The organism is Paenibacillus sp. UNC217MF (genome assembly GCF_000686865.1).
Lineage (GTDB): Bacteria > Bacillota > Bacilli > Paenibacillales > Paenibacillaceae > Paenibacillus_B > Paenibacillus_B suaedae.
Genome location: NZ_KK366029.1, coordinates 453,486 through 476,405 on the forward strand (window position 1 = coordinate 453,486; position 22,920 = coordinate 476,405).

Annotated in this window: 18 protein-coding genes; 15 read left to right on the forward strand and 3 right to left on the reverse strand. The window is 50.0% G+C overall.

What is annotated here, in order from left to right; translation table 11 throughout:
- Positions 1-86 precede the first annotated feature (86 nt).
- On the forward strand, positions 87-410 hold the full coding sequence (locus BP95_RS0126355) for a hypothetical protein (protein ID WP_021256091.1): 324 nt from the start codon (positions 87-89) through the stop codon (positions 408-410).
- A 231-nt stretch (positions 411-641) separates the two neighbouring features.
- On the opposite strand, the gene BP95_RS0126360 is transcribed toward BP95_RS0126355, so the two are convergent.
- From BP95_RS0126360 to BP95_RS0126370, 3 genes are all read right to left on the reverse strand, one after another.
- On the reverse strand, positions 642-1,622 hold the full coding sequence (locus BP95_RS0126360; protein WP_021256090.1) for an electron transfer flavoprotein subunit alpha/FixB family protein: 981 nt from the start codon (positions 1,620-1,622) through the stop codon (positions 642-644).
- A gap of 56 nt (positions 1,623-1,678) precedes the next feature.
- Positions 1,679-2,437 (reverse strand): electron transfer flavoprotein subunit beta/FixA family protein, encoded by a 759-nt coding sequence (locus BP95_RS0126365; RefSeq protein WP_028533634.1) that lies wholly within the window; start codon positions 2,435-2,437, stop codon positions 1,679-1,681.
- 268 nt (positions 2,438-2,705) lie between these two features.
- A complete protein-coding gene (locus BP95_RS0126370) occupies positions 2,706-3,290 on the reverse strand; it encodes a TetR/AcrR family transcriptional regulator (protein ID WP_028533635.1) in 585 nt (194 codons plus the stop codon).
- A 209-nt stretch (positions 3,291-3,499) separates the two neighbouring features.
- Here BP95_RS0126370 and BP95_RS0126375 point away from each other — a divergent pair, with 209 nt between their 5' ends.
- The 14 genes from BP95_RS0126375 to BP95_RS0126440 all read left to right on the forward strand — a co-directional run bounded on the left by BP95_RS0126375 (position 3,500) and on the right by BP95_RS0126440 (position 22,735).
- On the forward strand, positions 3,500-5,674 hold the full coding sequence (locus BP95_RS0126375) for a heterodisulfide reductase-related iron-sulfur binding cluster (RefSeq protein ID WP_028533636.1): 2,175 nt from the start codon (positions 3,500-3,502) through the stop codon (positions 5,672-5,674).
- A 425-nt stretch (positions 5,675-6,099) separates the two neighbouring features.
- Entirely contained in the window at positions 6,100-8,496 is a 2,397-nt protein-coding gene (locus tag BP95_RS0126380; protein WP_028533637.1) for a 3-hydroxyacyl-CoA dehydrogenase/enoyl-CoA hydratase family protein, read from the forward strand.
- Between the two features lie 34 nt (positions 8,497-8,530).
- A complete protein-coding gene (locus BP95_RS0126385) occupies positions 8,531-9,712 on the forward strand; it encodes an acetyl-CoA C-acyltransferase (protein ID WP_028533638.1) in 1,182 nt (393 codons plus the stop codon).
- Between the two features lie 103 nt (positions 9,713-9,815).
- The gene (locus BP95_RS0126390; RefSeq protein ID WP_021252283.1) at positions 9,816-11,600 is read left to right on the forward strand and encodes an acyl-CoA dehydrogenase family protein; all 1,785 of its coding nucleotides are present in this window, start codon (positions 9,816-9,818) and stop codon (positions 11,598-11,600) included.
- A 37-nt stretch (positions 11,601-11,637) separates the two neighbouring features.
- Positions 11,638-13,317, forward strand: a complete 1,680-nt coding sequence (locus BP95_RS0126395) for a long-chain-fatty-acid--CoA ligase (protein ID WP_021252282.1) — start codon at positions 11,638-11,640, stop codon at positions 13,315-13,317.
- Between the two features lie 97 nt (positions 13,318-13,414).
- Positions 13,415-13,843: a PaaI family thioesterase gene (locus BP95_RS0126400; protein WP_021252281.1), complete on the forward strand. Its 429-nt coding sequence runs from the start codon at positions 13,415-13,417 to the stop codon at positions 13,841-13,843.
- 267 nt (positions 13,844-14,110) lie between these two features.
- Positions 14,111-15,112 carry a UV DNA damage repair endonuclease UvsE gene (uvsE, locus tag BP95_RS0126405; RefSeq protein WP_021252280.1) on the forward strand — a complete coding sequence of 334 codons (1,002 nt, stop codon included), beginning with the start codon at positions 14,111-14,113 and terminating at the stop codon, positions 15,110-15,112.
- Positions 15,113-15,263: 151 nt separating this feature from the next.
- Positions 15,264-16,034, forward strand: a complete 771-nt coding sequence (fabI, locus tag BP95_RS0126410; protein WP_021252279.1) for an enoyl-ACP reductase FabI — start codon at positions 15,264-15,266, stop codon at positions 16,032-16,034.
- Positions 16,035-16,180: 146 nt separating this feature from the next.
- Positions 16,181-17,005 carry a sulfite exporter TauE/SafE family protein gene (locus BP95_RS0126415; protein WP_028533640.1) on the forward strand — a complete coding sequence of 275 codons (825 nt, stop codon included), beginning with the start codon at positions 16,181-16,183 and terminating at the stop codon, positions 17,003-17,005.
- A gap of 101 nt (positions 17,006-17,106) precedes the next feature.
- Positions 17,107-17,964 (forward strand): inositol monophosphatase family protein, encoded by an 858-nt coding sequence (locus BP95_RS0126420; RefSeq protein ID WP_028533641.1) that lies wholly within the window; start codon positions 17,107-17,109, stop codon positions 17,962-17,964.
- Positions 17,965-17,998: 34 nt separating this feature from the next.
- The gene (locus BP95_RS0126425; RefSeq protein ID WP_036590108.1) at positions 17,999-18,280 is read left to right on the forward strand and encodes a hypothetical protein; all 282 of its coding nucleotides are present in this window, start codon (positions 17,999-18,001) and stop codon (positions 18,278-18,280) included.
- 86 nt (positions 18,281-18,366) lie between these two features.
- Positions 18,367-19,353, forward strand: coding sequence for a PQQ-binding-like beta-propeller repeat protein (locus tag BP95_RS0126430; RefSeq protein WP_021252275.1), 987 nt, complete (start codon positions 18,367-18,369; stop codon positions 19,351-19,353).
- Positions 19,354-19,643: 290 nt separating this feature from the next.
- The gene (locus BP95_RS0126435; RefSeq protein ID WP_005543265.1) at positions 19,644-20,171 is read left to right on the forward strand and encodes an RNA polymerase sigma factor; all 528 of its coding nucleotides are present in this window, start codon (positions 19,644-19,646) and stop codon (positions 20,169-20,171) included.
- Positions 20,171-22,735 (forward strand): DUF4179 domain-containing protein, encoded by a 2,565-nt coding sequence (locus tag BP95_RS0126440; RefSeq protein WP_021252274.1) that lies wholly within the window; start codon positions 20,171-20,173, stop codon positions 22,733-22,735. Before BP95_RS0126435 ends, BP95_RS0126440 begins: the two co-directional genes overlap by 1 nt.
- The last annotated feature ends 185 nt before the right edge of the window (positions 22,736-22,920 follow it).

Here is a 22,920-nt window from a genome sequence, read left to right on the forward strand (position 1 = left end):
TGTTGACAGTCAGAAGGCGGTTGCCAGTCTCCACCTTGCCGTGATTCAATATAGGTACACTTTTTACAGGCAAAGGAGCGGATAACATGGGATTTCAGACTGAGTTTAATTCGGTATGCAAATTTAAGACGGAGCAGGAGCTGTATGAGCTGCTGGAATATGGACGGGGCAAAATGACGAAGCAGGGCTTTCGAGTGTTTCCGACAGGGCAGAAGGTGATTGCCTATACACCAGATAATGTGGCCGTAGCTATCGTAAAGATTGTTGCTTCGATCGCGGAAATCAATTTCCAAGGGGATGAAGTAACCGAGGTGGAGATGGAGTTAATACGCAAGCTGAATGAGGATGAATCACGTATTCAGACTGCATTAGCGCATGAAATGTTTTTCGGAGATCCAAATCGCAAATAATTGTTCAGTAGAAGCCCTACATGCCGAGAGGTATGGGGGCTTCTTTGTATTTGGCTGCGTCTTCGCATACAGTGATGGACGTTTGTAGACGGTTCCTATAGGCAGTTAATGTTGAAATAACTGAACAATCCTACGAAACTGGGAGCCCGGGGGTGAATTGGGTGTTTTGCGAAAAAAAGAGCACCCCGATCGTCTTAAGCAACCGGAATGCCCTGCCTTACCGTTTTTATGCTATGCTTGCAGCGCCTGTTTCAATTGCTCAGTCAGGAGCGGCACGATTTCGAACAGGTCGCCCACGATGCCGTAATCGGCAATCTGGAAGATTGGCGCTTCCGGATCTTTGTTGATCGCGATAATGACGCGCGATTGGCTCATTCCCGCCAGATGCTGAATGGCGCCGCTAATGCCGCAGGCGATATACAGCTCCGGCGTGACGACCTTGCCCGTTTGTCCGATTTGCAGGGCGTAGTCGCAATAACCCGCATCGCAGGCACCGCGGGAAGCGCCAACAGCACCGCCAAGTAGAGAGGCGAGCTCCTCAAGCGGTTTGAATCCCTCGGCGCTGCGGACGCCTCGTCCTCCAGATATAATGATTTTCGCTTCACTCAAATCCATTTTGCCAACCGTATTTTGCACGACCTCGCGAATAACAGCGGATAGCGGCGGTTCAGGGTAAGCAATAGCCGTTACAGGCACTGTTCGGCCAGCTTCTGCTGCCGGAGGCTGAATGTTGTTCGGGCGTATGGTTACGATCCATGGTGCAGCAAGGAACTTCTTCTTCTCCATGGCCTTGCCTGCATAGATCGGGCGCGTGAATAATACCTCGCCGCTGCTGTCCACTTCAATTGCGATGATATCGGAAATTTGGCCGCTATGCAGGGAAGCAGCCAACTGCGGTGCCAAGTCTTTGCCCCAAGCAGTATGGCCGAAAAATACGCCATCCGGGTTGGCTGCTTGCACAACGGCTTGCAGCGCGGCAAAATAAGCCTCCGGATGATAATGAATGAGTGCAGTATGCTCCACAGTATAAATATGATCGACGCCGTAGGCCGCCAAGTCGCTGGAATAGCGGGTTGCATCCGCACCGATGATCACAGCGGCTACAATGCCTCCATTGCCTGCGGCTGTGCGGGCTGCCCCAATCGCTTCATAGGACACCTGGCGAAGACTTCCACCCTTCGCTTCGGCTACGACAAGAATCGTTCTGGACATATCAATACGCCTCCTTGGAATATGAACTTACCGGATTCGTTGCATTCGATGCAGAACTATACGACCTTAGCTTTCGTCCGCAGCAGTCGGAACAACTCTTGGACTTGAGCGGCTGGTTCCCCGGCGAGCAGCTTGCCGGCTTGGCGCTGCGGAGGCAGGAATAGCTCCGCTTGAGCTGTACGTGCTTCAACCGATACACCGAAGTCGTCGAGCGTAAGCTCACGGAAAGGCTTCTTCTTCGCCTTCATAATGCCTTGCAGAGAAGGATAGCGCGGTTCATTCAGACCTTGCTGGGCGGTGAATAGGGCTGGAAGAGGCACCTCTACTACTTCTGTGTCTCCTTCGGCATCCCGGGAGCAGACGGCACGGCCATCCGCGATTTCAAGCTTCGTAATCGACGATACATGCGGAATGCCAAGCAGCTTCGCAAGTCTAACGGCCACTTGGCCGGAACCGTTGTCGACCGAGAAGTTGCCGCCAAGAATAAGATCGTAAGATTCTGTTCCGACAAATGCGTGCAAGGCATGCGCAACGGCATGCTCATCGCTGCCGATTCGCTCATCGTTGAGCAGCACGGCTTCGTCAGCGCCCATGGCAAGTGCTGTTCGCAGCGTCTCAGATGTACGCTCGGGTCCTGCGGAGACGACGATAACCTTGCCGCCTTGGTCGTCGCGAATGCGAATCGCTTGCTCAACTGCATACTCATCATAAGGATTAAGGACGAATTTGACTCCGTCTTCTGCAATTTTGCCTCCTTCGGTGATGATCTTTTCCTCCGTATCGAATGTCTGCTTGACTAATACGATGATATTCATCGTTCATTGCCCCTTTCGCTTTATTTAGTTTCAAAATATCTAAAGCGGACTTGCAGAACAAGTGGACTGCCATGCAGGAGATTGGGTAGGAGTACAGCTCTGAGAAGGGGGATTACAACGTCGGTATCCATTTCCTATATGGCGATAACGTGATAGTGAATCCAAGATGAGACATGATCATATATCCAAGATGGGTCTTGGTAGAACAAGAATAAATAAGAACCTGACCTTAAGAACAGGGTGTAATCGGGAAATTAGAAGGGGAGAGCTAAGGCTCGAGTCCCTTTAGGAAAAAAGTGATCGTGCCATCCAGCTGTCCGACCAGAGAATACTTCTGCCCGGAAATGAGCCACGACGTCACGACTTCATCCATAGAACCGAATATGAGTAGACGGGTAAGCTTGACGTCAATATCGTCACGGAATACCTTTTCTTCAATGCCCTGCAATAAGATTCGTTCAATCAGTACAATATAGGGTTTTATAATTTTTCCGATTTCCTTGCGAAGCTCAAGGGAGCTTTGTCTCAGCTCGATTTGCGTGACGAACGCCAAATCCGGATTGCTCTCAAACTCGGCAAAATGGATTTTGCATACATTACGCAATGCTTCCTTGGCCCCGGTCGTTTCTTCGAGGCTTGCATGAAACTTAGCGATAAGCTCTCCAAGCTTCTCCTGAAATAAGGAAATCAGGATATCCTCCTTTCGTTTGAAGTATAGATAGATCGTGCCGTCAGCAACTCCGGCAGTTTTTGCAATTTTGGAAACTTGCGAGCGGTGAAACCCGTGTTCTGCAAAGACTTTGACCGCTGCTTCGAGAATTTGGGAATATTTTTCTTTTTTCTGACTTGTCATGGAATCACCTCGGTGCTAGAATATGGAATACAAATGAATGAATGCTCATTCAGTTTCTGCTGCTATCATAAATTAGAACTGAGATCATTGTCAATCATTGGATATAGATCTGGGTTAAGGCAGTAGAAAGGCACATGGTGACAAGGGGATGAAAACGCTTCCTGTAGGTAATTCATTCATTTGCAATACTGAGAAAGGGGATGGTTCCGATGCCGGGAGCGATTGTGCAGCTTGTCCTATTTTTGGCCGTTACGGGACTCGGCGTTTATTGGTTTGCCAAAGCGGTCTATCACCGGTTCTTGTATGTCAAACTCGGACAGCCGGTAAATTGGAGCGGACGGGTGAAGCACAATTTGCATGCATTTGCCGCCCAAGTGTTCGGGCAGACGAAACTGCTGAAGGATAAGAAAAGCGGCCTGATGCATATTGTCATCTTCTATGGTTTCATCATTTTACAAGTTGGCGCACTGGATATTATTTATAAAGGATTGTCGGGCAAACCGCTGCCCATTCCCGGGTACGAGGCATTCGAGCTGCTGCAGGAAGCAACCGTGACGTTGATACTCATTGCCATGGGGTATGCTGCCTATCGCAGATACGGGGAGAAACTAGGAAGGCTGAAGCGGGGCTGGAAGCCATCGATTGTCGTCTTCTTTATTTACGCTTTGATGTTGTCTGTCTTATTGACGATGGGATTCCATCGGTTAGCTGAAGGAGAAGGGGCATCGGGATACGCGCCGATTTCTTCCCTTATAGCAGGTATTTTTACCGGCATATCCCACGGGGTGGCTGAGGCGCTCTATATCGCATTCTGGTGGGCGCACTTGTTGATTTTGCTTGCGTTTCTTGTCTATGTGCCGCAGAGCAAGCATTTCCATCTACTGTCGGCTCCCGTCAACCTGCTGCTTCGGCGCACAGAGCCTGTCGGGCGGTTGAGCAAGCTTGACTTGGAAGATGAGGAAGCCGAATCGTTCGGTGTGGGCAAAGTGGAGGATTTTACACAGAAGCAGCTAGTGGATCTGTACGCATGCGTCGAATGCGGGCGCTGTACGAATGTATGTCCGGCTGCCAGTACAGGGAAATGGCTGTCGCCCATGCATATGATCGTCAAGCTGCGCGATCACCTGACAGAGAAAGGAGCGGCTATTACCTCTCGTTCACCATGGACTCCTGCCTTTGCATTCAAATCAACGGGTACTCACAGCATGAATCCAGAGGGGGCCGAGCTTGGAAAGTGGCATGGACAGGGGATAACCGACATTGCTTCGACGATGCAGGCGCAGGCAGCCACTTGGCAAATTGCACAACACCCCCCAGAGCAACTTGAGCTTATCGGCGATGTGATGTCCGAGGCTGAAATATGGGCATGCACGACCTGCCGCAACTGTGAGGATCAATGTCCGGTCGGCAATGAACATGTCGACAAAATCGTCGATATGCGCCGTTATCTGGTGCTGACGCAAGGGAGCATGCCGCATGATGGGCAGCGGGCGCTGCAGAACATTGAGCGTCAGAGCAATCCGTGGGGCATTAGCCGCAGTGATCGTGTGAAATGGGTGAAGGAAGTTGATCCTGAAGGTGTGCTCCATGTACCAACCGTGAAGGAGAATCCGGAGTTTGATATCCTGCTGTTCGTCGGCTCCATGGGCTCTTATGATAATCGCAGCCGGAAGGTGACCCGGGCGCTTGTGCGCCTGATGAATGAAGCCGGCGTGAACTTTGCCATACTCGGCAATGAAGAGAAGAATTCGGGCGATACTCCGCGGCGCATGGGCAATGAATTTTTGTTCCAGCAGCTATGCGAGGAGAACATCGTCACTTTCCAAAAATATAATGTACGCAAAATTGTTACGGCTTGTCCCCATACGTACAACACGTTAAAGAATGAGTATCCCGAGTTTGGGCTGGAAGCCGAAGTACTCCATCACAGCGAGCTGCTTGATGAACTGATTCGTGCGGGAAGTCTTGTTCCACAGTATGAGGTGGAGGAACGAATTACGTACCACGACTCCTGTTATCTTGGACGCTATAATGGCGTTTATGAACAACCGCGCAATATCCTGCGCGCGATACGCGGCGTAACCCTGCTTGAAATAGAGCGAAGCCGTGAGAATGGCATGTGCTGCGGAGCTGGCGGCGGCATGATGTGGATGGAAGAGACTGCAGGCAAGCGTGTCAATCTGGCGCGCACTGAGCAAGCACTGGCCACAAAGCCGACCGTAATTTCATCGGCATGCCCGTACTGCCTCACGATGATGGAGGACGGCACGAAACTGCTTGAAGCCGAGGAATCCGTTCAGACGCGCGACATCGCTGAAATTTTGGAATTAGCTGTGTTCGGGGCGGTTAAATTGGATGACAAGCAGCCGATGACGGTTTCATAAGACAGCCTTCAGTATAACCACAAGAAATGATTGTATTTTTTGAACAATGGTCAATAACCTCATTCTCTCGCCATCAATGAACTACTCCATATATCAATCTTCTATAGAATCTGCAACCACAGCAACAAGCAAAGTTCAGATATGTACCCTCAAGAGCAGCTTAACATCAAGCAGCGATCTGAACCGCAGCGGAGCATTGCACATCTCAGAAGTACACATTTCAAGCAATACACACCTCACGAACTACACACTTACAAGTCCTGAAGCAGGAACATCTTACGAAGTGCACCCAGCACTTCTGAAGCAGGGAACATCTCAGAGTATCGTCATCAGCCAACAATTTCATATCTATTAAAGTCTTGAAGTCGTTCTTGTTGTTCTCATCATGTGACACAGACCATTACAAATTGGGAGGGAACTCGCATATGGTTCAACCGATTCAATGCGCCGCCGTTATCGGCTCTGGCGTAATGGGTGCGGCTATTGCCGCCCACTTGGCGGGTGCAGGCATTCGCTGCCTGCTGCTCGACCTTGTGCCGAACCAGCTTACAGAAGCTGAATCCAAGAAAGGACTCACACTGGAGCATCCAGCAGTACGCAATCGTTTAGCTTCGGATGCGATTGCGCGCCTGAAGAAGACGAAGCCGGCACCGCTTTATAGTGAAGAGTTCGCGGGCAGAATTACACCGGGCAATCTCGAAGATGATCTGTCGAAGCTTGCAGACGTGGATTGGATTATTGAGGTCGTCGTCGAGAGACTGGATGTGAAGCGCGACCTGCTGAAGCGAATCGAAGGGGTATGGAAGCCGGGAACGATCGTAACATCGAATACGTCGGGCATATCCATCAACGACATGGTTGCTTCGTGCGGAGAGTCATTTAAAAAGCACTTTTTAGGCACTCATTTTTTCAATCCTCCACGTTATATGAAGCTGCTTGAAATTATTCCGGGAGAGACGACAGATCCGGAAATTGTGTCCTACATGCATGAGTTCTGTGAACGTCGCCTCGGCAAAGGCGTCGTTGTAGCCAAGGACACGCCGAACTTTATCGCCAACCGAATCGGTACATTCGGACTGCTTATTACATTGCGAAATATGATGGAGCTTGGGTACACGGTCGAGGAAGTAGATGCTGTCACTGGACCTGCGCTTGGTCGCCCGAAGAGCGCAACGTTCCGTACACTTGATCTGGTTGGACTGGACACGTTCGTGCATGTAGCAGCGAATGTGCATGACCAGACAGCAGCGACAGTAGAGAAAGATGTATTCAGCGCGCCGGATGTTCTTACCCGGATGGTTGACTTAGGCTGGATAGGTGAGAAACAGGGCCAGGGCTTCTATAAGAAGGTAAAGACCGACTCTGGGAAGGTCATACAGGCGCTGCGCTTTGACACGATGGACTACGAGCCGGTACGCAAAATTTCTTCCGCCTCCTTGGAAGCGTCAAAGTCTGCCAAGGGCGCAGCGAATAAAATCAAGGCGCTGCTCGGTACAAAGGATCGTTATTCCGAACTGGCATGGAATACGCTGAAGCCGGTGCTGCTCTATTCGGGGCACAAGCTGGGCGAAATCGCCGATTCGATTGTCGATATCGACAATGCGATGAAATGGGGCTTCAATTGGGAACTCGGGCCGTTCGAAGTATGGGACGCGATCGGCTTGGTGTCGGCTGCCAAACGTATGGAGGCAGAGGGCGACGTGCTGCCAGATTGGGTACGCGCGTGGATTGCTGAAGGACATACTCACTTCTATGAGAAGCGGGAGGCACAACAATTTTACGTTCATGGCGGGGAGTGGACTGAGCTGGAGTCGGCAGCGGAGCATATTTCGCTCAAGCTGCTCAAGCAGCAGAACAAGGTCGTGCTATCTAACCCGGGTGCTAGCTTGATTGACATCGGGGACGGCGTAGCTTGTCTGGAATTCCATTCGCCGAACAATGCCATCGGTGCGGATATTTTGACCATGATTCAGAAAAGCGTGGAGGAAGTTCGCCGTAATTACCGCGGACTCGTTGTGGCAAATGAAGGGCGTCATTTCTGCGTGGGCGCCAATGTCATGCTGCTTCTAATGGAGGCTCAGGAAGAGGAATGGGATGAAATTGATCTTATCATCCGCCAGTTCCAGACTACGATGCTGACGCTGAAGAGACTGGAGAAGCCTGTTGTAGCTGCGCCGCATCAAATGACGCTTGGTGGTGGGGTAGAAGCGTGCCTGCCGGCAGACAAAATCATTTTCTCTGCGGAAACGTACTTCGGATTGGTCGAAACGGGCGTTGGCTTGATTCCAGCGGGCGGCGGCTGTAAAGAGATGGCCTTGCGCTCAAGCCAAATCGTCGGCCAAACGAATCCAGACCTGCAATCGTACATCAACAGCTATTTCGAAACAATTGCTATGGCGAAGGTATCGACAAGTGGACATGACACGAAGCGGCTCGGCTATATGGGGTCTAACGACTCCGTCGTTATCAACCCGGATCGCCGTATACATGAGGCGAAGATGGCCGTGCTGGAAATGGATCGGGTCGGATATGCGCCGAGAGAAGAGGAGCGCATCCGCGTCGTTGGTGAACCTGGCAAATCCGTACTGCAGCTGGCAGCCTATACGATGCACCTCGGCGGCTATATCTCGGATCATGACCGGTTGATCGCCAATAAGCTGGCGCATGTGCTTGCGGGCGGCAACGTACCGGCGAACAGCTTGGTGAGCGAGCAATACATGCTCGATCTGGAACGTGAAGCTTTCTTAAGCCTGTGCGGCGAACCGAAGACGCAGGCGCGCATGCAGCACATGCTCTCCAAGGGCAAGCCGCTGCGCAATTAATATCCTTCCAAATTAGGAATGAGGGGAGATCGCAATGAAAGAAGCTGTCATTGTATCTATAGCGCGTACGCCGGTTGGCCGGGCGAAGAAGGGGAGTCTCGCGCAGACGAGAGCTGAGGATCTGGGGAGAACGGTACTGGAGGAAGTTGTTCGACGCGCACCAGGCTTGAACAAATCGGATATTGAGGACGTCATACTCGGCTGCGCAATGCCGGAAGGCGAGCAAGGCTTGAACATGGCACGAATCTTGTCGTTGTATGCAGGTTATCCGCAGGAGGTGCCTGCGGTTACGGTTAACCGGTTTTGTGCTTCTGGCCTGCAATCGATCGCATTTGCTGCAGAACGGATTATGGCCGGCTCTGCGGACACGATTGTTGCCGGCGGAGTAGAGAGCATGAGCGCGGTGCCAATGACCGGCTTCAAGCTTGCACCGCATCCGAAGCTGATCTCAGAAATGCCGGAAGTATACATGGGCATGGGATACACTGCGGAAAATGTTGCGAAGCGATTCGGCATTAGCCGTGAGGATCAGGATCAATTCGCTGCTAACAGTCATCGCAAGGCTGCGGCAGCCATCGCCGAAGGCAAATTCCGTGACGAGATTGTACCTGTCTCAACGGTACAGAGAGGGGTCGACAGCAATGGACGGCCTTGGGAAAAAGAACTGACCTTCGATATGGATGAATGCGTTCGGCCGGACACGACAGAAGAAGTGCTTGCGAAGCTGAAGCCTTCGTTCTCCGTGGGCGGCAGCGTCACGGCAGGCAATAGCTCGCCGATGAATGACGGCGCGGCAGCCTGTGTACTGATGAGCGCCGATAGAGCGAAGGAGCTTGGATTGAAGCCGCTTGCGGCCTTCCGCAGCTTCGCGTTGGCTGGCGTCGCGCCTGACATTATGGGCGTCGGACCTGTAGAAGCGATTCCGAAGGCGCTGTGCAAGGCCGGTATTACGCAGGATCAGGTCGATCTGTTTGAGCTGAATGAAGCATTCGCCTCGCAATGCCTGCATATCATTCGCCACTTAGGGCTGGATGAGAGCAAGGTGAATGTGAATGGCGGCGCGATTGCGCTCGGCCATCCGCTTGGCTGCACCGGCTCGAAGCTGACGGCAACACTCTTGCATGAGCTTCGCCGCCGTGGTGGCGGCTATGGTGTCGTATCCATGTGCATTGGTGGTGGAATGGGAGCTGCCGGAGTGTTCGAAGTGTTTGCTTAAACGCTGTGCGTAGACTTATTGCCTTGCATTGTTGCTCAGATTGATCAAATGATTCAAAGCCATTTATCCATTCTTAATCCACTTCGAAAGGAAGAAGATTACCATGACCATGTTGGAACTGAAAATCAAAGGCGGAAGCTTTGTCATTGATGACATCACTCCCGATGCGATTGTTACTCCGGAGGACTTCACCGAAGAACAGCGCATGATGGTGGATACAACTCGTGATTTCGTAGAAGGAGAAGTGCTGCCGCACGACGAAGAATTGGAAAAATTGAATTACGATTTGACGGTTAAGCTGATGCGCAAGGCCGGGGAAATCGGGCTGCTTGGCGCAGATATTCCAGAGGAATACGGTGGTCTTGAGCTCGACAAGGTTAGCTCTACGCTGATCGGCGAAACGCTGACCAAAGCATCTGGCTTTGCGCTCTCGGTTGGCGCGCATGTGGGTATCGGAACACTGCCGATCGTGTTCTTCGGCTCACCGGAGCAGAAGGCCAAGTACTTGCCTGACCTGGCGACAGGCGCTAAAATCGCTGCTTATTGCTTGACGGAGCCGTCATCCGGATCAGACGCGCTTAGTGCGAAGTCGACAGCGAAGCTGTCTGAGGATGGTAGTCATTACGTGCTGAATGGCTCTAAAATTTTTATTACAAATGCAGGCTTCGCGGATATTTTTATCGTATATGCGAAGGTAGACGGCAAGGACTTCACGGCATTCATTGTTGAGAAGGGAATGGAAGGCTTCACGGTTGGGCCGGAAGAGAAGAAGATGGGCATCAAGAGTTCTTCCACTTGTCCGCTCTTCTTCGAGGACGTCAAGGTTCCAGTGGAGAATGTGCTTGGAGAGGTAGGCCGCGGACATGTCATTGCGTTCAATATTTTGAACATCGGCCGTTTCAAGCTGGGCGCGGGATGTCTCGGAGCAGCGAAGGAAGCGATCGAGCTGAGCGTGAAATATGCTGGCGAACGCAAACAGTTCGGCAAGGCGCTTACAGAATTCTCTCTGATCGGCAATAAGCTGGCGGATATGAACATCCGTACTTATGTAACGGAGTCGATGGTGTATCGGACTTCTGGCTTGGTGGACAATGTGCTGAAGGACATCGATTACAAGCAGCCGGATTCGGGGCAGTTAATGGCCAAGGCAATTGCTGAATATGCGCTTGAATGCTCCATTAATAAAGTGTTCGCTTCAGAGGTGCTTGATTTTGTAGCCGATGAAGGCGTACAAATTCACGGCGGCTACGGCTTTACGCAGGAGTATAAAATTGAGCGCATCTACCGTGACTCCCGCATTAACCGCATTTTCGAAGGAACGAATGAAATCAATAGATTGCTTATCCCAGGAACGCTGCTTAAGAGGGCCGCCAAGGGAGAATTGCCGCTCCTGCAGAAGGCGAAGGCGCTCCAAGCCGATCTGATGTCTATCGTATCCAGGCCGGAATCAGGTGGAGCGATGGAGCAGGAGGAACATCTCGTTCAGATGGCCAAGAAGATATTCCTTATGCTTGGTGGATTGGCGGCTCAGAAATACGGTACATCGCTTGAGCAGCATCAGGAAATCTTGAGCAACCTTGCTGATTTAATGATTGCTGTATATGCAATGGAAAGCACGCTGCTGCGCACTCGCAAGCTGATGGCGAAGTCCGGCGAAGCGAAAGCAAAACTTGCGATGCAGATGACAACCGTATACATGCATGAGGCATTCGCTGATATTGAACGAACAGCCAAGGAAACGCTGGCGGCAATGGAGTCAGGCGATGTCTTGCGCACGCAGCTGTCCATTCTGAAGAAGCTGGCGAAGAGCACGCCGATTGACGGCGTTGGCATCAAGCGTGAGATAGCGGAACGCGTGATTCAAGCGGAAAAATACGTGGTCTCGTAATACGCGGGAGCTCCCCGCGAGGAAGGGATGGTTAGGCATGCCATTGGAGAAGCCATGGCTCCGTCATTACCCGCAGGAAATTGACCCGACGTATGATTACCCGCGACAAAATGTCGCCCAATTCCTCATTGATGCAGCCCAGGAATATCCGACACGGCCTGCGCTCGAATTCATGGGGAAGCAGCTGAGCTATGAGCGGCTGCTTGAAGAATGCTGCCGATTCGCAAACGCGCTTGTGCGGCTTGGGATTGGCAGGCAAGAACGAGTGGCAATTATGCTGCCCAACTGTCCACAGACCGTTATTGCGTATTACGGTACGTTAATGGCTGGTTGCATAGCTGTACTGACGAATCCGCTTTATAAGGAGCGGGAGCTGGCGATCCAGCTAGCCGATTCCGGTGCGGCTGCGATCATAACTCTTGATGTATTATATCCGCGTGTGCGTGCCGCTCAGGCACGCACACCGCTTCGGCACGCGATCATAACCTCAATTAAGGATTACTTGCCCTTTCCGAAAAACGTGCTGTTTGCCTTTAAAATGAAGAAAAATGTTCAGGCGGCAGGGATCACCTATAACGATCATGTTCATGCCTTCGTACCGCTGCTCAAAAGCGTACCGCCAAGATTTATGTGCGCCGAGGTGGATGGAGAACATGATCTGGCATTGCTGCAGTATACGGGAGGGACGACAAGCACCCCAAAAGGGGTGATGCTGACTCATCAGAACTTGGTTGCCAATACGATGCAATCGGCTGCATGGTTCTATAAGGTAAAGCGCGGAGAAGAAATCTTCTTGGGAGCGCTTCCATTTTTCCATGTGTTTGGAATGACCATTTTGATGAATCTGTGTACGTTATGCCGGGGGATGAACGTGCTTGTGCCGAAATTCGAGCCCACTGAGATGCTGCGCATTATTCATAAGCTGCGCCCGACCGTGTTCCCAGGGGCACCGACGATGTACATTTCGCTCATTAATCATCCTGACACGGATCGTTATGACCTATCTTCCATCCACACGTGCATTAGCGGTGCAGCTTCGCTGCCGCTTGAGGTGCAGGAGAAGTTCGAGGCGATAACAGGCTGCGTGCTTATCGAAGGGTACGGCTTGACGGAAGCATCGCCGATTACGCATGCGAACCTGCTCTGGGGCAAGCGCAAAAACGGCTCTATTGGCATTCCATTCCCCGATACGGAGGCGAAGATTGTTGATTCCTACACGGGAGAAGAGCTGCCACAGGGCGAGGTAGGGGAACTAGTTGTCCGCGGACCACAAGTAATGAAGGGGTATTGGAACAAGCCGGAGGAGACCGTAACAGCGCTTCGGGATGGCTGGCTGTATACAGGGGATCTGGGCAGGCAGGATGAGGATGGCTTTTTCTCCATTATTGATCGAAAAAAAGATTTGATCATTGCCGGCGGGTTCAATATTTATCCGCGGGAAGTGGAGGAAGTGCTGTACGAGCATCCTTGCGTGAAGGAAGCCGTCGTCGTCGGTGTGCCCGACTCCTACCGAGGAGAGACAGTCAAGGCATATATTGTGACTCGCACAGGTACCCATGTGACCCAAGAGGAGTTAAATGTCTGGTGCCGCGAGCGGATGGCCTCCTTCAAGGTACCGCGCCAATACGAATTTCGCAGTGAGCTGCCGAAGACGATTGCAGGCAAGGTGCTGCGCCGCATGCTTCTGGAAGAGGAAGAATTACTGGTGAAAAAGTAAAGAAGCAAAAAAGGCGAATAAGCAATTAAGCGAAAAGCAGTAGAACCACTAGCAGGCATAAGGTTGAATACGAAAGCGATCGGAGGCGGAGATTTTTATGGCAGAACAGGCCGCATCCCCAGTAGCTATTGCCAGTGAGCGACTTGATCAATTGTATGCGCAAGCGAAGGGAACCTTCTGGGATTACCTTGGCTGCGAGACGATTACGGCAGAGCCGGGGCATGTCGTTCTGAAACTTGATGCTGAACCCCATCATTTGAACGTCATTGGCATCGTTCATGGAGGGGTACTGTCCTCCCTATTGGATAACGCTATGGGATTGGCTACGATGCTGGCTCGTCCTGATGAACATACCGTTACGTCCAACTTGAACGTCAACTTCGTTGCGCCGCTGCATACCGGAGAAATTCGAGTTACGGCGGAAATCGTGCATGAAACGCGCCGTTCAATTACGTGCACAGGACGAGTAACGGATGCAGATGGCAAGCTCGGTTCCCTTGCGCTGGCGACATTCCGGGTGATATAACACCATGTAATAGGTAACGGTAACTTCATAAAGCAAGCCCCTGTACCAATCGGTCAGGGGTTTTTGCATTGTTAAGAAGGTTAGGAGTGTTGGCGCAAATTTAGTGATGAGGAGAGACGGCACTCGGTACATCCGCAACTACGAATATCTCTTAGCCTAGTTCGATTAAGTGTAGGTTAGTAAGGTTATGCTAGAAGGAGAGAATGCCTATCAGGCAGGGTAGAAGTAGGGCCTATACGGCGATAGAAGTGGAGAGGAGTCCGAAGTATGCTGGTTCGATTCGGATACGTGGCGATGTCCGTCACGGTGGCGAATGCTTCGCCGTCGCGCACGATGACATTCACATCATTTTGTAAACTGGAAGATCGCGCCGCGGCGTTGCGCAAGGCGGAACGCATAGCGGAAGAAAATTTGCATAATACATTGCGGCTCTTGAAGCATAATCGTGCGCATGACATTCAATTGTACCGCTTCTCTTCGAAGCTAATCCCGCTGGCTACACATCCCGAACTAAGCGACTGGGATCCATTCCCGGCCTTGCAGGAGGCATTTCAGGCAATTGGACAATATGTTAACGAGCATCATATGCGCGTGTCATTCCATCCCGATCACTTTACCGTCCTGAGTACGCCGCGCGAAGATGTGCTCATCAAGTCTGTAAAGGATCTGGAGCATCATGTTCGGATGTTCAAGGCCATGGGAGTGGATGCTCGTGCGAAGAACAACATTCATGTCGGCGGGGCATACGGAAATAAGAAGATCGCGGGAGAGCGATTCATAGAGAACTTCAAGACATTGTCTGAAGAGGTACAGAAGCGCATGACACTGGAGAACGACGACAAAACCTTCAATGCGGTAGAGACACTTCATATAAGCGAGCAGCTTGGTGTTCCGATGGTACTGGATATTCACCATCAGTGGGTAAATCATGAAGAGGAATCGTTGGATGAGCTGTGGCCGCGCATATTGAAGACATGGCAGACGCCATTTGGGCAGGCGGACGCAGCGCCGGACGATCCCCTCCCACCTAAAATCCATGTATCCAGTCCGAAGAGCGCTTCCGATATACGTGGCCATGCCGATTATGTGGAAGTGAAGCCCCTGCTCGCCTTCCTCAGGGCGATTGCTCCCTATACGGAGCGCATCGATGTCATGCTGGAAGCGAAGCAGAAGGACGGGGCATTATTTCAATTGATGCGGGATCTTGTCCCTTATACGGCGGAAGGGGTTACGATTCTCGACCAAGCGAGCGTGCGAATTGATCCGTAGCTCTTAGCGATGAGATCCACTTGCTACTTGAAAATCAAGCAAAAATAGGATACGTTGAAAAAAGAGCTTTTCCGCAACAGCCAAAAGGGACATGCATAGTTCATGAAACCAAATTTGATGATGCGAAATGGCGAGAGGAGGAAATTTAGCAATGTCTCAATTATTAGCAGGTAAAAATATCGTGGTTATGGGTGTCGCGAACGATCGCAGCATCGCATGGGCCATCGCGCAATCACTCGCCGCACAAGGCGCAAGACTGGCATTTACATACGAGAGCGAACGTGTAGAAGCGCGTGTACGCAAGTTGGCAGAGACGATTCCAAACGCCATCATTCTTCCGTGCAACGTTACAGTAGATGAAGAGATTGATCAATTGGCAGATAGACTTCGTGAAGAATTCGGTACACTGCATGGTCTTGTGCACAGTATCGCATTTGCGAAAACAGAAGAATTGACAGGACTGTATGCAGATACGTCCCGTGCAGGCTTTGCGCTTGCGCAAGACATTAGCGCATACTCTCTCGTAGCTGTAGCACAGCGCTTGCATCCGCTCATGACAGAAGGCGGAAGCATTATGACGATGACATACCTCGGCGCAGAACGCGCGATGAAGAACTACAATGTCATGGGTGTAGCGAAAGCTGCGCTTGAGGCTTCTGTTCGCTACTTGGCGGCAGATCTGGGACAGTTCAACATTCGCGTCAATGCGATCTCCGCAGGTCCGATCCGTACGCTTGCTGCGAAGGGCATCAGCGACTTCAACTCGATCTTGAAGCAGGTTGAAGAGAAGGCTCCACTGCGCCGCACGACAGACACGGCGGAAGTTGGCGATACTGCAATGTTCCTCATGAGCCACTTCTCACGCGGCATTACAGGTGAAGTGATCTACGTGGACAGCGGCTTCCACATTGTCGGCGTGTAACACTCGACTTCCATATCCGCCTTGCCTGGCAGCCGCCTGAATTGGTAGCTGCCTGCGGGCGGATTTTTATTTATCCGGGTGGCGGGCAATCTCATACCGCTCAGTAATAGGGGCTTACTATGTGAGGAGAAAGTAGGAGCATCCAAATGGCAGCAACCATTGTATTTCTTGTTCTTATTGGCCTAATTGCAGCAACGTTCGGCAGTCTTGTCGGACTGGGCGGCGGTATTATCATCGTACCGGGGCTGATTTTTTTCGGGCCGCATTTGCTAGGAGAAGCGATATCCTCCCAGACAGCGGTGGGAACTTCATTAGCGGTGCTTATTTTTACAGCGCTTTCCTCCACACTTGCCTATATGAAGGTGAAGCGGGTGGATTGGCGAAGCGGTGCGATTTATTTTATAACGAGCGGGCCTGCTTCTATGCTGGGTGCGGCATTAACGGAGTATTTCAAGGACAATGTATTTAACTTGGTGTTCGGGTTCTTCATGCTCGGGATGGCAATTCTGATGATCGTGAAGGAACGGCTGAAGCCGGTGAATATCACATGGCGAGGCACACGTACGTATGTAGATCTCTCTGGTCAAGAGACCGAATATGGATACAGCGTTGTGCCGATGCTGTTTATTGGATTTGCAGTCGGCTTCATCTCAGGGCTGTTCGGGATTGGGGGAGGCTCGTTGTTCGTTCCGCTTATGGTGCTGTTATTTCGCTATCCGCCGCATGTCGCTTCAGCCACATCCATGTTTGTCATTTTTCTATCCTCCATTCTCGGAACTACGGTTCATGCCTGGAATGGATCGGTCGATTGGATGCTGGTAGCGGTATTGGCTCCAAGCGCTTGGATCGGCGGAAGATTAGGGGCTGCAATTGCGAATCGAATGTCTGGCAAAGGGCTGTTGCTTGTCCTCCGAATTACCCTGTTCGTACTGGCAATTCGCATGATTGTGAGTGGATTTGCAGGCTCATGAACATTTTACATAGGCTAGGATATTCGAACGAAACTTATAACTGATTACTACGTATATTGGAAGAAAAGGAAGCAATTTTTAATAGAAAGTAGCGTGAAGCCTTGAATACTTCAGATAAAACTCCACACGTGGTCACCAGTAAAAGTTATACAGCGGTAGCGGTCAACTGTGCGGCTAAGACAGGTGAATGGATCAAGAGTAAATTAGGGCAGTACATATCGCTCAATATAAAATCATCTATGCACGATCTCGTTACCGAAATTGACAAAGGAGCCGAGCAGATGATCCGTCGTCTGCTGTTGACTCATTTTCCACAGCATGCCGTTTTCGGTGAAGAATCAGTAGATCCTGGCAAGGATGCAGCCAAGCGGGCGTTGGAGAATGCACTGCAGGAGGAATATGTATGGATCATCGATCCGCTTGATGGTACCACGAACTATGTTCACGGGTTCCCATTCTACTCCGTTTCAATTGCTTTGGCGCATAAGGGAGAAGTCATTGTTGGGATTGTGTACGATCCGATGAGAGACGAACTATTCGTCGCAGAGAAGGGAAAGGGGGCCTATGTGCACGGAAGCCGAATGCAGGTGGCGCCTGAGCAGCAGCTTGGAGCCAGCTTGATTGCAAGCGGATTCCCCACGGAGCGCGAGCGTGCGCTGCCTGCGAATCTGGCGGGAATTACTGCACTTGCGCCGCAGGTTCGCAACATCCGTACCGCAGGTTCGGCTGCTCTCCATATGGCCTATGTAGCGGCAGGCCGCTTGACAGGGTTCTGGGAACTCAACCTGAATGCTTGGGATTTGGCGGCAGGAAGCTTGCTGATCACGGAATCTGGTGGCAAGGTGACAGATACGTATGGCAAGCCCTATCATTTGGGCGTGCGTGATGTCGTTGCTTCGAACGGACATATCCATGGCTCCTTCATTGAAGCGCTAAGAGATGCGAAAGCTCAAGGGTAGAGAATAGCATTCAAGCTCATACTAGTGGAAGCATATGTTTGAGGGAGGTGTTCCTGTGGCTGAACGGGACAAGGATTCACAAGAACGACTGGAAGCGGAGCTGCATGAGCGTCTGACGGCTGGGGAGATGGAGTCCGAAGAGCCAAGTGAGGCTGTGCGACGGCGGATAACGCCGCGGACCGAAATCCGTATTCAGACGACGCTGGATCCAATCGTGGAAGAGACGAATCGGTATCGCTCTATCGCTGAGGAAGTAGACGACCGTTATGACCAATATATGAAGCGCGCTAAGCGCGATGGAGAATCCCGGACATAGTCCGGGATTTTTTTGTGTACCAAAACCATTGACTGAAGTGAGTCATCTTACTATCGAAATTCATTTTGAGGGAGGAAGTTGTTGAAATGATGTCGTACAAGAAGATGATTGCCGTATTATCCGTATCCAGCATGCTCATCATTGCGTCGCCGATAAGTATGGAGGCAGCCCAATCCAAGCAAGAGGTTAAACAGGAGAACGGAATCCTGAAGCCGGAACAGATCGACAAGGAGATCCTTGGAAATCTGGATGCCGTGTATCAGGAATTATCGGGTAACTCGGATTTGAAAATGACATGGGAGCGAATTACTGAAAGCCCGAATAATTTATATTTCTTTATGGGGAAGGATGGGAATCAAGCACAAGTGAACCAAAAGACTGGTGAAGTTCAGAGGGCAACTTGGTTTGCAAAGGCGGATCAAGGAAATGAGTCCCTTCGAACAGCGGCTATCACGGCGGTTAAGGAATTGGATTCTTCTTGGAATGTATCTTTTAATAAAGTGCAGCGCACATTCGAGAAGGATACTGAGACTTTATTCACGTCATTTACGGGAAATAATATTTGGGTATCGCTTGATAACGATAAGGTAATGAGCATTAACCTCACCTATGACTATTCGAAGGCGCCTGCGAAGGTCAAAAAAGGAGCAGAGCAAGTGTTGCAAGCACTGGATGCAAAATCCTTCTCGATCAAGGAAGGGACATTGAACAAAGCAAAGGATAAATCGAGTTGGCAATTCACGGCGTATAAAAGCAAGGAAAAACGGATTATCATTGATGTAAACGGTGAAACCGGAAAAGCAACAAAATTCAATCAATCTGGGAAGTCGGCAGGCTCCTTGCTTGACATTACCGATAAAAAATTCAGCAAATTTAAAAATGAGGATGTACTGGCTGCCGTTAAGCCGCTGGCTAAAAAAGTGTTCGGAATTGATTTGACAGGCTACAGCGTAACTCGCGGAAAAGGTGAGATGGCCAATCGCTTTACATTTAAGAAAGATGGGAAGCCGGAGGTTTCTGGAAATATTAATGAAAAGGGAGAGTTCTACTCTCTTGAAGTTTCGGGTCAATGAACAGTTACTCTACATGCACTTGCTTTTCGCGAGTGCATGTTTTTTTATCTATTTTTTTCATTTCTGTATAAAAAAACTATTTTAAATGGTTGTGCATCTTATTATCGAAATTGACTTCAAAAGTAGGAGGAACGATAATCATGAGATCAAATAAAAAACAACTAACAGGCAAGGAAGTCGAATTGGAAGCAGTCTCGGAATCCAAAGGAACGACGTAATATCATATTTTCCGTTTCCAAAACTATTTAGGGCCTCCATGCATCATAGTGGTGACCGAAGGGGGAGGAACTATGGATCAGAAGATGCTGATTGTCCGCGCGCAGCAGGGCGATACACATAGCTTTGCACTAGCGGTACAGCAAATTCAAGACCGATCGTACCGAATCGCATATAGTTATCTACACGATGAGGCCGCCAGTATGGACGCAGTATGCGATGCTGTGGAGAAGGCCCTTATTCATATACAGAAATTGAAAGACCCCGAAAAATTCAACACTTGGTTCACTCGGATTGTCATCAATCAGTGCAAAACCTATTTGCGTAAAAATAAATCGATAGTCTACATAGAGGACGAAGAGGTTATGGGAGTCGCAAAGCGTCCGCCGACGGACGAAATGCTGGATTTTCAGGCTCTTATGGAGCAGCAGCCGCCAATGACGCGGATGCTCATCCAATTGAAGTATGTCCAAGGATACACACTAGAAGAAATTGCAGAGATGACAGATATGCCGCTAGGCACGGTTAAAACGAAAATATATAACACAATTAAGTTGTTTAAAAAGCAAATGATGCCAGAAATGAAGGAGGCTAGATGCTGATGGAATTTAGGGATGAGGAGATCGAAGCAATGTTCGCAAAATTGCCCGAAGTGCCTATTCCACCTAATCTGTCTCAACGGATTGCGGAGCGGATCGAAAATATGGATCGCCGCCGCCATCGGACGAAGATTGTACAGCGCAGCATAGGAACGGTTGCGGCCGGCGTTTTGCTGTTCTCTGGCTCGATCATGTTTGTGCCTTCCTTTGCCGCGTATGCGAAGCAAATCCCCGGACTGGAGGCCGCAGTCAAGTGGCTGGAGGGGGCGGGCAGCTTTATGGGTATCCGCAATGCCAAGGAGCATGGCTACATTCCGGTACAAACCTACCGTACAAAGTGGGGAGAGCGGGAAGTAAGCGTCGATAATTTATATTTGGAAGATGATCGTCTGTTCGTTACGGTTACAATCAAGGGCGAGGATATTGCCGAGGCGCAGCGTTCCCGCCGATTGTATGACGAGTTCGAGGATTATACGGCTACGCTGCCTGAATTTGACGAACACCGATTCTCGGATGGAAGCAATCATACGACTTCCTATCATATTGAATCCGAGGATGAGTCGCGTAAACAGGCTAAAGCAAAAGCGGATGGTATTGTTACTTGGACATATGACATTCCTTTGCTGCCAGAATACGTCGAACAGCTGAAACGAGAAGATAAGGATCGGAAAATAACGATCCGGCTCACAAAAATTAAACGCAATGACGAATACAAAAACATTTATTCCGAATCAGAGGATATTCAGGTTCCGCTCGGTATCAATAATATAAAACCAACTCGTGTGGTCAATCTGGAGCGGACGGCAGAGCAGGCAAACTCGATTGTACAGCAGTTTGCTCTTAAGGATATTACGATCTCACCAACCCGTATGCTGCTGGAGACTCGAACTCGAATTCAAGATGAAGGAAAGGCAGATCTGCATCCAGGGTACGATTGGGATGAGATTGTCCGAGAAAATCTTATTCTGAAAGACGAGACCGGTAAAGTATATCCGATTCGACAGTCTTCAGGATTTAATGATTTGGTGAATGGGGTCAGTCGCAACCAGTGGGAGTTCGTCCCGTCTATTTATTTCGAGAATAAGCCGAAGCGCATGACCCTGGAACTGAAGAGATTGTATGTGACTCAAGCCCGGCCCAATCATACGTTCCGTCTTCGCATGGATGATAAATATCCGAAAAAGATCCAATATCAGGGCAAGGATATAACGATATTAGGCACGGAGTATGACAATAAGGGAGTCCTCCATCTCAAGGTTCAGCCAGATCAAGCGGGAAATAACCCGTTTCAGAGCACATTCTTGACGTATGAGCCTTACTACTTGAAGCTTCAGGGATCAGGATCGAACGAGACTTGGAAGCAATATGACTTGAAGCTGGATACACCAGAGACGAGAGCTATCCCAATGACTGGCAAGCAATTAAACGAAAAATATGAAAGAAATATTACGTTCAATTGGGTATTGGGAACGATTTTTGAGGATAAGGATAAGTGGGGGCAGGAGAAGGTCAAGCAAGATGTTTATGATATTGCGATTATGGCCCCGAAGCTGGACGAATATGAAATATCGCTACGAAGATACAATGAGCCGGTTGAGGTTAATCAGAAGATTGAGTTTACAATCCCGCCGCTCGCAGGAGAACACGATCAAGTAGGCAGCTTGACGGAGGCGAAGCATGGCAAGACGGTGAACGACCTCGATTCTCCCTTGTTAGAGCGCATCAAGCAGGCAGTACGAGAAGTTGCTGGTCGTGACATTGATCTGCATGGAGTCGAGGAATACCGTGGATCAACTTATCATGATGTTACCGTCTATAGTAAGGATAACAAGAGCTATGCCGCTCTTGATGTGAAGCGGGGAACTTTCGATGTGAACATCTCTATGAACTACGCTGAGCTGCCAGATAAGATGAAGCGGATTGTTGAAGCACAAACAGGACTGGACGAAAATCAGCTGGCTGCCCGTATTCAGGACATTACTCGGGCAAAGACAAGGGTCGATCGGGATGTGCATACCTGGATTACAGGAAAAGATATCGACATCGAGATGGAGGGAGAGCGAGTCCTTAGCATGTCTTATGACATTCCGATGGATCAAGTAAGTGCTAAGGCGCTTGAGTCGGCTAAGAAAGCTTCCCTCACCGTTAGAGGGAAAGAAACCCCGATGGCGCTTGCAAGCCGTACGTATCGCTATGACAGCCGTATCGGAATTGCGAAGGATTATTACGATTTAGAGGATCAGGAGCGTGATTTGTCCATTCAGGTTGGCTATAACACTGGACGCATACTGTCCGTTTATGATTCCGACATTTTAGAAACGGGAACGAATGCAACCGAGGCCCTCTTCGACAAATTCTCGAATAAGCAGGTGCTTGACGCAGCGGCACCTGACGTGAAAAGGCTGTTCGGCATTGATCTGAACGGGTATTCGGTTGAGCGATATAACGGTCAAAACTGGTATATCCTCAAAAGAGAAGGCAGTCTGACGATTGAAGGGCAAATGAATCGTTATTCGAAGTTCTACCGCCTGGATATTGATACTAATAACGATATAAATTTAAATTAGACAAGAGAAAAAAAGGTTAGAAAAGCTGACCCGCGAAGCAGAATTCGCTTTGTGGGTCAGCTTTCTGTGTTCATAGGGGTAGTCAGGCTGTAGAAAAAGAAATCCTAATTGTAGAGCTCCCTGCGTACATATCAAAAAGGTGGTGTTTAGGTACAGCCGACATGAGCTATTACGGCCAGGTTTCT